We start from the raw sequence: 12,233 nt of genomic DNA, 5'->3' as shown, positions 1-12,233 counted from the left end.
CATTCCCGGTCAGATCGGCGAAAGGCCTCCCGCTCGGTTGGGCCGTGCGGGAGGCCTGCGCGGATGGTTACGGCCGCGTCATCTTGCAGGTCGTCGACACCATGGCCTGGGGCGTGTCGACCTTGGTGACCAGATGCCATCCCCAGCCGGTGTTCTCCTCGTCGAACGGCTCGTTTGCCGCGAGCTTGCCGAAGGACGAGACGTAGATCGGCTGGAAGAACTGATGGTCATCCTTGCGCATGATCCCGGTGCCGCCGTCCAGAACCTCAAACTTCAGATCCTCGAGCGCCGCGGCGACCTTGACCGGATCGACGGAGTTGGCCTTCTCGGCCGCCGCCTTGAACATGCGCATCTCGTTGACCGCGCGCGGATACCACAGCGACAAATTGACCTTGGCGCGGAATGCCTTCTCGTAGTCCATCGCCGCCTGATTGCCGGAGTTGGCGAAGCCTTCCGTGAGCTGGAACACCTGATGATCCAGGCCAGTCTGCTTGATCGCGGTCGGACCGCCAGCGCCGCCGGCGTAATACGTGTACCAGTTGACCTTCAGGCCGGCGTCAGCCGCGGCCTTGAGCAGCAGCGCGATGTCCTGGCCCCAATTTCCGGTGATGACGCTGTCGGCGCCGGACGCCTTGATCTTGGCAATGTAGGGCGAGAAGTCCGTGATCTTCAGCAGCGGATGCAGTTCATCACCGACGATCTGGACGTCGGCGCGCTTCGCGGCCAGCATCTTGCGCGCGTCACTGCGGACCGACTGGCCGAACGAATAGTCCTGGTTGATCAGATACACCTTCTTGATGGACGGGATGTCCTTCATGTAGTTGGTGAGCGCCTCCATCTTGATGTCGGAGCTCGCGTCCCAGCGGAAATGCCAGTAGCTGCACTTCTCGTTGGTCATGCTCGGATCGACGGCGGCATAGTTGAAATACAACACTTCCTTGCCGGGATTGCGGGTGTTGTGCTTGGTGACGAAGTCCTCCAGCGCGAGCCCGACCGACGATCCGTTGCCCTGCGTGATATAGCGAACGCCGGCGTCGATCGCCTTCTGAGCCTGGACCAGACTCTCCTGCGGATTGGTCTTGTTGTCGAACGGTACGATCTCGACCTTGCGGCCGAGAATGCCGCCCTTGGCGTTGAGCTCGTCAGCCAGATATTGGAACGTCTTCAAGCCACCCTCGCCGACGCTGGCGCCGCCGCCGGACAGCGGATCGATGTAGCCGATCTTGATGCTGTCCTCGGCCTGTGCGGCATGGCCGAGCATGGGAGCGATCAGGGCAATGGCCAAAGTTAACTTGCGCATATTTGTTTCCTCACTGGCTGTCGACTTCAGTCGATCGATCGATGCGCATGATCGCGCAATTTGAGAAGGCACTGAGCAGAATAACGGCCGGAACACAAGCTCAAGGATGGAGAGAAGGCATGTTGCAGTTCCGACATGCGCGGCAGCAGCGCTTCGCTGCTCGAACGTTTCATCGCGCGGAATGTACGCGGCTATGGCCAGCCTCCTTCCCGACAGGACGCGCGCGGCAAGGTCATGTCGTCTGTTCCGCCATGTCGGACAGCGCCGCATAGGTTCCACTTTGAAAGATCGGCAGAGCACGGCGGCCCGCAGCGCCGCGCCCGGCGGCAATCGTGGCCCCTATTCCGGCCGAGACCGGCACCTGATGCTGGATCAGATAGATCATGATCAGGTCGTTGACGGGATCGGCCTGCCACCACGTGCCGAAGATGCCCGGCCAGGTCATCGATCCCGACGCGCCGCAGGCATAGGGATTGCCAACCGACGTCTCGACGATCGCAAGTCCAAGCCCGAACCCGCACGTCTGCCACAACGGCATGCCGGCGAAAGGGACCTGCCGCTGCGACGGCGTCAAACGGTTGGTCCGCATCAGCTCGACGGTTTCACGCCGCAGCAGCCTGACGCCGTTCAGCTCCCCTCCTTCGAGCAGCATACGCGCGAACCGATGATAATCGGGCGCGGACGAGATCAAGCCGCCGCCACCAGGCGTGTAGGCGGGCGGCGCGTCATACATCACCGGCTCGAGCTTCGCGAGCCGTCCTGCCGCCTCTTCATAGCTGTAAAGGCTCGCGAGACGATCGCGCTTGTCGTGCGGCAACCAGAAATCGGTATCGGCCATGCCGAGAGGGGTGAAGATGCGCTCTCGCAACACCTCCCGGAACGGCTTGCCTTCCACCCGACCGAGCAGGAAGCCGAGCACGTCGGTCGAATGACCGTAATGGAAACGGTCGCCGGGCTGATACGCGAGCGGCAGCCTGCCAAGCGCGGCGAGCCATTCGTCCGGCGTCGACCGGTTCATGGCGGGATCGCCAAGCGCACACTCGTAGGCGAGTTTGAGCGGGCCGTCCGAAAAGAACGCGTAGGCGATTCCGGAGCGATGCGTCAGCAGATCCTCGATCGTGATCGCGCGGTCGGCGGGCACGGTGTCGTCGAGCGGGCCAGCGGGGTTGCGTAGCACCCTGACATCGGCGAGCTCCGGAACCCAGCGCGAGATCGGATCCGCCAATCCGATCCTGCCCTCCTCGACCAGCATCATCGTCGCCACCGACGTGATCGGCTTGGTCATCGACGCGATCCGGAACAGCGTGTCCGGGCGCATCGGGCTCTTGGTTTCGACATCGCGCCAGCCGATGGTCTCGGCGTGAACGACCTCGCCGCCCCGCGACGTCAGCGACACGATACCTGCGAGCTCGCCGCGATGGACGAACTCGGCAAGCGCTGGACCGATCGCAGCGAGCGCCGCGGGGTCGAAGCCCCGGCGGCGGCGAACGGCTTCACTGGTCATACGCGGCGCTCCGATCGCGAGAGTTCTGTGGGCAGACGTCGGCGCAGGACGGCCGGCGGCACGGCTCGCAACCGGCGCAATGCCGAGGCGAGACGAGATGACCTAGTCCGCCTTGAAGTCGTCGGTCAGGATCGGCCCCGAGATGACCCAGCGCTGGCCGTCGAATTTCATCATCTGAAATTGCTTGTTGATGCGGTAGTCATCCGACGTCGTCGTGATCGACATCCCCGGCAGCCCCAGGTCAGGTACGAAGCCCTTGATGTTGGTCGCCTGTTTCATGATGTTGGCCCGCGTCAGCTCGTCGCCGCACTGCTTGAGGATCTGGACGAGCAGCGCCGCGGTCGAGTAGCCATAGGTCGCGTAACCGCTGTTGGCGTCCTCGCCCGGCGCGTACTTCGCCATGAACGCCTTGTAGCGCTTCATCCCCTCGTCTTCGGCCCATTGCGGATCCAGCGGATCCTTCCCATAGGCGACGGAGATGATGTCCTTGGCGTTCTCCAAGCCGGCAGGGACCAGCACCTGACCGACCCCCGTCGCATTGACCTCGAGAATGTGCACCGGCTTCCAGCCGAGCTCGGCGGCTTTCCGGATCGATTGCGCTGCGAATTTCGGCGTCGACATGTTGTAGAACAGGTCGGCACCCGACGCCTTCAGCGTCACCAGCTGCGAGTCGACGGTCGGGTCGGACACCTCGTAGGAGAGCTCCTTGACGATCATGCCGGCCTTGGCGCCGAGCCCGTCCTTCAGCCCCTTGACGTAATCTTTGCCCAGATCGTCGTTCTGATAGAGGATGCCGATCTTGGCATTCGGAAAGTTCTCGAGAATGTATTTTGCGTAGATGTGCGCTTCCGACTGGTAGTTCGGGTTGGCGGAGATGGTCCACGGGAAATTCTTGGGATCGGTGAAGCGGGACGCGCCGCTTCCGGCCAGCAGCTGCGGCACGCCCTTGCTGTTGAGATATTTCTGCACAGCGGCATTCGGCGGCGTGCCGATGATCTGGAACGTGGTGAGCACCTCGTCGCTTTCGACCAGCTTGCGCACCTGCTCGACCGTCTTCGGCGGGCTGTAGGCGTCGTCATATTGAATCAGGCTGATCTTGCGTCCGTTGACGCCGCCCTGCTCGTTGATCATCCGGATATAGGCCGCTTCCGCCCTGCCGATCGCGCCGAAGGTGGACGCCGGCCCGCTCGAGGGATTGGTCTGACCGATCTTGATCTCGGTATCGGTGGCGCCGACGTCGTATTTCTTCTGCGCAATCGCCGGAGTTGAAAGGGCCGCGCCAAGCATCAGCAGGGCGGCCGCCGTCGACTTGATCCGTGTCATGTGTCCTCCCGAGTGCGGCCGATCGATCGCCAGCCTTTGTTGATGACGTCAGCGCACCGAGGGCCGCAGCTCGGGCTGCTCACCTGCTCGGAGATCACGTCCGTCACGCTTACAGACCTACCGTCCGGCCAACGTCCGGTCAAGTTCATTCATTTAGCACTAAATGAAATTGTTGGAACGCCGAAGTCCCGCTTGACCGGGAGCGCCCGTCCCCGCATCGTCGAGACAGCAATGGCGCCGCGCGCCGATCAGGGATCAGGGAGAGCATGGCAGCACAGCCGAAGTCCGAGGGGCGCCGCACGCGCGCGGAACAGCGCGCGACGACGGTGAAGCTCATCCTCGACACCAGCGAGGAGCTGTTTGCGCAGCTCGGCTATTACGGCGTGACGATCAAGGACGTCGCCGACAAGATGGGCATCCATCCCGCGCTGATCCATTATTACTTCGAGGGCAAGAGAGCGTTGTTCGATGCCGTGTTCGAGCGCCGCATGGAATACGCGGTCACGGTGCGCACGGCCGGCTTGGATGCCTACGAGGCCAAGGTCGGAGATCGCCCGACCGTGGAAGGCGCGTTGCGCGCCTATTATGATGGTGCGTTCGACGTCTACGTCAACGAAGAGGACAACTGGCGGCACTTCGGCCGCATTTTCGCGCAGGTCGCCAACGCGCCGGGCTATGGCGTGGAGATGTTGGACGCCTATCTCGATCCGATGGTGCTGCGTCTCATCGGGCTGCTGCAGAAGGCGTTGCCCGACGCCGCGCCCGAGGACCTGTTCTGGAGCTTTCAGTTCACCTCCGGCGCCTACTCGCTGATCCTGTCCCGGACCGGCCGCATCGACCGCCTGTCCGGCGGTCTGTGCAAGTCCGACGACTTCGTGGCCGTCCGCGAGCGATTCGTGACCTTCATGGCCGGAGGCTTCAACGCGCTCTACAAGCGGCGCAAGCAGAAGTCGAAATGAGCGCCGCCCGGCGTCTCCATACGATGCAAACAAGCCGGAATGAATGATGACAGCTCCCTATGTCCCGCAAATGGCTCTCTATCGGCGATGGCTGAGGGACAATCGCGGCCTCCACTTCGAGACCTTCGAGGAGATGCGGCAATGGTCCATCCGCGACCTCGACGGCTTCTGGCGTAGCATCTGGGACTATTTCGACCTGCAGTCGCCCACCGCGTTTTCATCCGTGCTGGCCGAGCGCACGATGCCGGGAGCCGTCTGGTTCCCCGGCGCTTCGGTCAACTACGCACGGCAGGTGTTCCGTCACGTCGACGCCGCCGAGGCCGCGGGCCTGCCCGCGATCATCAGCAGCGACGAGGATGGGACGCTCAGGGAAACACCCTGGCGGGAGCTGCGGCGAAAGGCGGCCGCGCTGGCGCTGCATCTGCGCGAGCAAGGCGTTGCGCCCGGCGACCGGGTCGCCGCCTATCTGCCCAACATCCCGGAAGCCATGATCGCGTTTCTCGCCTCCGCCAGCATCGGCGCGACCTGGAGCGTCTGCGCACCCGACATGGCCGCGCCGGCCGTGATCGACCGGTTCAAGCAGATCGAGCCGAAAGTGCTGATCGCCTGCGATGCCGTCACTTACGCCGGCCGCCGGCATGATCGCCGCGACGTCGTCGAGGAGCTGCGCCGGTCGTTGCGGACGGTGAGCCAGGTCATCCTGCACAGTGACGACGCCGGCGCGCAAGCCGACGGGGCTGTCCGTCTCGCGGATATCCTGGCGAGCTCAGGCCCGGCCATCGACGCCTTCGAGCCGGAATGGCTGCCCTTCGATCATCCGCTCTGGATCGTCTATTCGAGCGGCACCACGGGGCTGCCGAAGCCGATCGTGCATGGCCATGGCGGCATCATCATCGTCACGCTGGCCCTGCTCGGGCTGCACAACGACATTGGTTGCTCCTATCAGCCCAACTCGTTCGGCGAGCGCTATCACTGGTACAGCTCGACCGGCTGGATCATGTGGAACAACCAGATTGGCGCGCTGCTCAACGGCACCACCTGCTGCATCTTCAACGGCAGTCCGGCGGGGCCGAAGGACAATCCGGACTGGACCACGCTGTGGCGGTTCGTCGCGAACTCCCGCTCGACGTTCTTTGGAGCCGGCGCGGCCTTCTTTGCGAGCTGCGTCAAGGCGGACATCAACCTGGCGGACGCCGGCGATCTGTCGCATCTGCGCTGCCTCGGCTCGACCGGCTCGCCGCTCAGCGCCGATACCCAAGCCTGGTTCGATCAGCGCTTCGCTGAGCTCGCCAAGGTCAATGGCAGCCGCGCGCAGGCGCAGATGTGGTGGTCGAACATCTCAGGCGGCACCGACTTCGCCGGCGCCTTCATCTGCGGCCATCGCGAACTGCCGCAGGTGCCCGGAACGATGCAGTGCCGCGCGCTCGGCGCGGCCGTCGAGGCCTTCAACGACCAGGGCGAGCCCGTCATCGGCGAGGTCGGAGAGCTCGTCTGTACCGAGCCGATGCCGTCGATGCCGCTGCGCTTCTGGAACGACGCAGGACATGCGCGCTATCTTGCAAGCTATTTCGACACGTACAAAACCAGCGACGGCGCGGCAGTCTGGCGGCACGGCGACTGGCTCAAGGTCGATGCAGATGGCTCCTGCATCATCTATGGCCGCAGCGACGCCACCATCAATCGCCATGGCCTGCGGATGGGAACGAGCGAATTGTACTCGGCGATCGAGGCGCTCCCGGAGATCCTGGATTCGCTGGTCGTCGATCTCGAATATCTCGGCCGCGACAGCTATATGCCGCTGTTCGTCGTGCTGCGCGACAACGTCGCGCTCGACGATGCCATGAAGCGCAAGATCAACATGGCGGTCGAAGCCAGCCTGTCACGGCGCTTCGTGCCCGACGAAATCTTTGCGGTGGCGGAGATCCCGCGCACGCTGTCGGGCAAGAAGCAGGAGCTCCCGATCAAGAAGCTGCTGCTCGGCCAACCGCTGGACAAGGTCATCAACCGCGATGCGATGGCCAATCCAGGTTGCCTCGATTGGTACATCGCGTTCGCCAGCGCTCGCTTGCACGGCACTTCAGGCGAAGCGCTCTGACGAACAACCCCGGAGGAAATGTGGGGACCAGCAGTATGTCCTTGGAAGGCTTGGTGGGTGCACTAGGGCTCGAACCTAGGACCCGCTGATCAAGAGGCGCATGATCTGCCAGTAAGATCAATGTCTGTTCCGACAAACCTACCCTCAACTCTGCATTGAATCTCCAACAGACCTCAGGATCGTGTCATATTGAGTGATGATGCAGAATCCAGCGCGAGCCTTCAGGCTACTGCCGCCTGACCAGTCCGGCTCTCGCAGCTGAATACCGCGATCCGCCTGGGTGGCGACTTGGACCGTGCAACTGGAACGGTTCGACCTGTGCAACCCGGCGTCAGAACAGCAACACGCCATCGTCTGCTTCGACCTCATCGACGTCTTGCGAGGGCGCACCCGCAACGAGGCCGAAGCTGCTCAGGAACCTCCGGTGAACTTCGCGCTCCCGCTCCATCGTATAACGACCGAGGGCATCGTCGAAGGCTGCCTGGTCGCTCGCCGTAGGCAAGGCGCCTTGCGCGCTCGCACTGCTTGCGTTCAATTGCGCGGCAACACTGGACAATTCGGCCGTGCTCTCGTCGAGATGGGATATCAGCTGCCGAACCGATCCCATGAGCTCCTCGAATTCGGCGCCCTCGCGGATCAGGCGGTCGACTATCGTCCCGAGACGTGCATTTCCGGACTCGACCCCATTGATCGCATCGAGGATCGCCGGCTCCAGCCCGGCGAGTTGGGCAGGCTCGCCTTCGAGGCGAAGCGCCCGGAGCTCGAGCGCCAGGGTTTCGATGACTTCGAGGGCCGTCTTGAGCCGGCCGGCGCCAGCGGCAACCAAATCGGCCGTAGCCCTGAGTTCGTTTGCGATCACGACGAAAGCACTACCTCTGCTACCAAGGTGACCCGCCTTGAGGCTCGCATTCATACCGATCAAGGTAATATCGAGGACTGCCTCGAGCAGAGCTGCAACGGCGACGCGAAAGCGGCCCAGCAGCTCCTCGACCATGAGGAGCGCGTCGTCGACCGACGTGCCCGCTCGTTCGCAGGTGGCAATGAGGGTCGAGGCCTGCGCCAGCACCTGTTTGGCACGGGCAAGAACGGATACGGCATCATCGCCCTGATCACCATAGAGCGACCTGCCTTGGCCGATCACGCCGGTCGCATCGCTCAGAATGCTCGACAGCGCGTGCAAGATCGCCGCGGTATCGTTCTGCAGCTCGCGCTTCGCATCATCCAGCTGCATCGATTGCAGACGGCACAGAAGGGTTGGCAGTGTCGCCAGGTCGTGACGCGATTCCGGATCCGTAACTCCTCGTTCACGGCCGGCAAGTTCGAGTCCCCAACGGATGTGCTCCAGCCGTTGCCGCGTGCTGTCTCCGGCCTGCAGCGAGACGATCGAACGAGCGACGGCCTGGGCGATCTTCTGCGTACTCCCGCCTGCCGACTCCGCAAGCTTAAGGCTGTTGCCCCGCCGCTCGTGCATGACGGAGTAGGCAGCGATCAGCTCTTCCCCGGTCGCGAGAAGCTGGGTGCGGTAGCGCTGGTCGAAATCACTCTGCCGATCGAGAGCGGCCTCGACCGCCTTTGCGAGCAGGTCCTGATCCCGCGCGCAGGCCTCGAGCAATTGCTTCACCGAGCCCGCGATCTCATGCGCCTGCCGCGTAAAGGCAAGGAAGTTGTCCCGGTCTCCCTCCAGCGATGCGGCCTCGATGCGCGCGCTCCGCGCGATGATCGAGATAGTCTGGACATGCTTGAACAGAGTCCTGAGTTGGCCCGCCGCCTCGGCCGCGCTTTGCCGGAGGCGGCCGAGCAGCGCCGTCTCAGCTGGCAACGCCTGCGCGAGACGATCGAGTCGGTTGGCGATGTCACGAACGGCACTCGACGCCTGCTCGATCTCGGTGCCGGACATTCCGCTGGCCAGCGCCGCCAGATCGTGATTCAGCTCCTGAAAGATCGCTTGTCCGCGGCCGAGCCGCTGTCCCGCCTGCAAGAAGGTTTCTTCGATGTACGACGAGACGTCATCGATCGCGGCGAGGGACGTTCTGATCGCTTCCCGTGGGCAAGTTTCGGCCATCACGGACCTAATCCGCCAGGAGCGGCTGTCCCGCCTGAGACCAGAGCATGATCTCGCGCGGGATCTGGTTCAACGAGACCACTTTCTCGACGGCGCCGCGGGCGATCGCCTCCTTAGGCATACCGAACACGACGCAGCTTTCCTCATCCTGCGCCCGCGTTGCCGCGCCCAGCTTGCGCATCTCCAGAAGTCCCCGCGCCCCATCGTCACCCATGCCTGTCATGATGATGCCCAGTGCGTTACTGCCGGCATGTTGCGCGGCTGAGCGGAACAGCACGTCGGCCGATGGACGATGCCGCGACACCGGCGGACCGTCCTTGATCGCAATGACATAGCGGGCCCCCACGCGCTGCAGCAGCATGTGACGAGCACCCGGCGCGATATAGGCACACCCCTGTTGCACCGGCTCGCCATCTTCGGCCTCCTTGACCTGGATCCGGCAGATGCCGTTCAGCCGCCGCGCAAACGCGGCCGTGAAACCCGGCGGCATGTGCTGCACGATCAAGACGCCGGGGCAATTCGGCGGCAGCACCTCGAGCACCTCATTCAGCGCCTCTGTCCCTCCGGTCGAGACGCCGATGCAGACGATGCGTTCCGTCTTCCGATGCCCGCGTCCCTCGATGGGCGGCGGGATGATGGCATCCGCCGTCAGCCTCTTCTCGACGACGGTCTTTCGCTGCGGCCGCCACCGCACCTTCGCGCCAGCTGCCGACTTGACAGCATCGCGCAGCCGCGTCGAGCATTCGAGCAACGCCTGACGCGTGTCGATGCGCGGCTTGGGAATGATGTCGACCGCGCCGGCCTCGAATGCCTCGAACATCAGTTCCGAGCCTTCGTCCGTCAGCGACGAGCAGATGATGACGGGAATCGGATGCTGCGCCATGATCTTGCGCAGGAACGTGATGCCGTCCATGCGCGGCATGTTGATGTCGAGCAGGATCACGTCAGGGAGTTGAGCCTCCAGGCGCCGCGCGGCCGCATACGGGTCGGAGGCCGTAGCCATGATCTCGATCTCGGGATCCTCTCCGAGGATCGCCGCCAGAATCTGGCGGACCGACGCCGAGTCGTCCACGATCAGCACGCGAACCTTCTGCCTTGCCATCGTGCCGAGTTCCGCTGCTAGACTTTGAAGATCGTCGGCTGCACCTGCTTCAAGCCGGGTACAACGCTGTGAATCATCGATTCGGAGTGTCCAACCATGAGATAGCCACCCGGCCGGAGGTGCGTGCACAGGCGCTCGATGACCTTCCGCTGCGTTTCGCGCTCGAAATAGATCAGCACGTTGCGGCAAAAGATCATGTCGACGTCGCGGTCGACCGGGTAGCTGGGCTCCATGAGATTCATGCGCATGAACCCGGTCAGGCGGCGCAGCTCGGGCACGACACGCACCTGATCGCTCTCGCGGTTTCGCGACATCATGAAGTAGCGCTTGATGAAATCCGGCGGCACCGGTGCCAGCACGTCGGTCGTATAGATCGCGGTCCTCGCTGCATGCAGCACGACGTTGGAGATGTCGGTGCCCAGGATCCGGAAGCCGAATCGCGATCCTCTCCGGTTCATGTCGTCGAGCACCATGGCGGCGGTGTACGCCTCCATGCCGGTGGAGCAGGCCGAGCTCCAGATCTTCAGATCGTCGCGACCGCGAGAATTCAGGAGCTCCGGAACGGCGACATCGCGCATGAAATCGAAATGTGACGGCTCTCGAAAGAAATCCGTCTTGTTGGTGGTCACGACATCGATGAGATGCGCGATCTCGTCCTCGAACCGGCCGTCATGAAACAGATTGTCGACATATTCGTTCAGACAGGAGTAGTTCAGCGCGCGAACACGCTTGTGCAGCCGCCCCTCGACCATCAGCCGCTTGGCCGCCGGCAGCTTGATTCCGACCTGTCCCTCGATCAGCTTTGAGATGGTTTTGAAATGACGTTCTGAAAGATGCAACGCACTCTCCGGCACAGCCGAGCTCCGGACGCTCAAGCCGCAGCAGCGGCGGCCGGCGCCGCCGCTGCGGACGGCATCCCCGAGGGCATTCCTTCGTGGGCCATCAGACGGATGAGATCGAAAATGATGACGAACTTTTCGCCTTTGCGTCCGATGCCCGCGATGTAGTCGGACTTCCAGCGTCCGCCGACATCGGGCACCGCTTCCATCGTGCGATCGTCGATATCGGTGACTTCATAGACGCAATCCGCGACAAACCCGACGCCGACGATGCGGTTCTCGAACGCCACATCGAGAATGATGATCCGCGTAGCATCGGTGGCGGGCGCGCTGGGCAAGTCGAGCTTCAGGCGCAGATCGACGATGGGATAGCCGCTGCCGCGCACGTCGATCATCCCGAGCAGGAATGCGGGCGCATGCGGCAGACGGCAGATCGGCCGCATGTCCAGGATTTCGCGGACGTTGCGAATGCTGATGCCGAATGTCTCGCCGTCGAGACCGAGCGTCAGATATTGCGTCGATTCGGCCATGTCGTTCTTTCCGAGCAGTAAGGGTTCGTCGTCCGGCGCGGCCGTCCCGCGGCCGCCCGCGTGTCACGCCCTGCGTTGAAATTCGGCGTCGTGGTGGTCTCCGCCATCGGCCAGATCGAAGGCGAAGCCGCCGGAGGCAGCCTTGACGGCGCGCGCCGGCTTGGCCGCGACCGCCTTTCTGCCGACCCGGTCCACGGCCGCCATCGTCGCGGCCTTGGCCTTGAGCTGGCTGACGGCCCGCTCGATTGGCGCCGGCGCGCTGCCATGCGCCCTGGCTCCGTCATCGATCCTGAAATAGGCGATGGTGGACTGCAGCTGCTCGGCCTGCGAGGCGAGTTCCTCCGAGGTCGAGGACACCTGCTCGGATGCACTCGCATTCTGCTGGCCGACCTTGTCGAGTTGCTGAATGGCCTGGTTGATCTGGGCCGACCCGATGTCCTGCTCGCGGCACGCGGCCGTGATCTCCACCACCAGCTCCGCCGTCTTCTTGATGTCAGGCACCAGCTTGGACAGCATCCC

The 12,233-nt window shown here is 63.5% G+C and carries 9 protein-coding genes and 1 pseudogene; 2 read left to right on the top strand and 8 right to left on the bottom strand.

Annotated elements, in window-relative coordinates; genetic code table 11:
• Positions 1–67: 67 nt before the first annotated feature.
• From ACQR1Y_RS29475 to ACQR1Y_RS29465, 3 genes are all read right to left on the bottom strand, one after another.
• Positions 68–1,300, bottom strand: coding sequence for a branched-chain amino acid ABC transporter substrate-binding protein (locus tag ACQR1Y_RS29475; RefSeq protein WP_434879219.1), 1,233 nt, complete (start codon positions 1,298–1,300; stop codon positions 68–70).
• Positions 1,301–1,532: 232 nt separating this feature from the next.
• Positions 1,533–2,804, bottom strand: coding sequence for a serine hydrolase domain-containing protein (locus ACQR1Y_RS29470; protein WP_434879220.1), 1,272 nt, complete (start codon positions 2,802–2,804; stop codon positions 1,533–1,535).
• Positions 2,805–2,906: 102 nt separating this feature from the next.
• The gene (locus ACQR1Y_RS29465; RefSeq protein ID WP_434879221.1) at positions 2,907–4,127 is read right to left on the bottom strand and encodes an ABC transporter substrate-binding protein; all 1,221 of its coding nucleotides are present in this window, start codon (positions 4,125–4,127) and stop codon (positions 2,907–2,909) included.
• Between the two features lie 266 nt (positions 4,128–4,393).
• On the opposite strand from ACQR1Y_RS29465, the gene ACQR1Y_RS29460 reads away from it, so the two are divergent.
• Together ACQR1Y_RS29460 and ACQR1Y_RS29455 are read left to right on the top strand one after the other, a co-directional pair.
• A complete protein-coding gene (locus ACQR1Y_RS29460) occupies positions 4,394–5,086 on the top strand; it encodes a TetR/AcrR family transcriptional regulator (protein ID WP_434879222.1) in 693 nt (230 codons plus the stop codon).
• Between the two features lie 46 nt (positions 5,087–5,132).
• A complete protein-coding gene (locus tag ACQR1Y_RS29455; RefSeq protein ID WP_434879223.1) occupies positions 5,133–7,181 on the top strand; it encodes an acetoacetate--CoA ligase in 2,049 nt (682 codons plus the stop codon).
• 331 nt (positions 7,182–7,512) lie between these two features.
• Here ACQR1Y_RS29455 and ACQR1Y_RS29450 read toward each other — a convergent pair whose 3' ends face one another.
• From ACQR1Y_RS29450 to ACQR1Y_RS29430, 5 genes and pseudogenes are all read right to left on the bottom strand, one after another.
• On the bottom strand, positions 7,513–9,243 hold the full coding sequence (locus tag ACQR1Y_RS29450; RefSeq protein ID WP_434879226.1) for a chemotaxis protein: 1,731 nt from the start codon (positions 9,241–9,243) through the stop codon (positions 7,513–7,515).
• A 7-nt stretch (positions 9,244–9,250) separates the two neighbouring features.
• Positions 9,251–10,345, bottom strand: a complete 1,095-nt coding sequence (locus ACQR1Y_RS29445; RefSeq protein WP_434879227.1) for a protein-glutamate methylesterase/protein-glutamine glutaminase — start codon at positions 10,343–10,345, stop codon at positions 9,251–9,253.
• 17 nt (positions 10,346–10,362) lie between these two features.
• Positions 10,363–11,184, bottom strand: coding sequence for a CheR family methyltransferase (locus tag ACQR1Y_RS29440; protein ID WP_434879224.1), 822 nt, complete (start codon positions 11,182–11,184; stop codon positions 10,363–10,365).
• Positions 11,185–11,216: 32 nt separating this feature from the next.
• A complete protein-coding gene (locus ACQR1Y_RS29435) occupies positions 11,217–11,714 on the bottom strand; it encodes a chemotaxis protein CheW (RefSeq protein ID WP_012046566.1) in 498 nt (165 codons plus the stop codon).
• A 63-nt stretch (positions 11,715–11,777) separates the two neighbouring features.
• A pseudogene (locus tag ACQR1Y_RS29430) lies at positions 11,778–12,233 on the bottom strand (methyl-accepting chemotaxis protein); the annotation flags it as partial.

Source organism: Bradyrhizobium sp. HKCCYLRH3099, assembly GCF_051167855.1.
In the GTDB taxonomy this organism is placed as follows: Bacteria; Pseudomonadota; Alphaproteobacteria; order Rhizobiales; family Xanthobacteraceae; genus Bradyrhizobium.
Note: the sequence above shows the minus strand (reverse complement) of the source record. Positions and strands in the feature narration are given on the sequence as shown.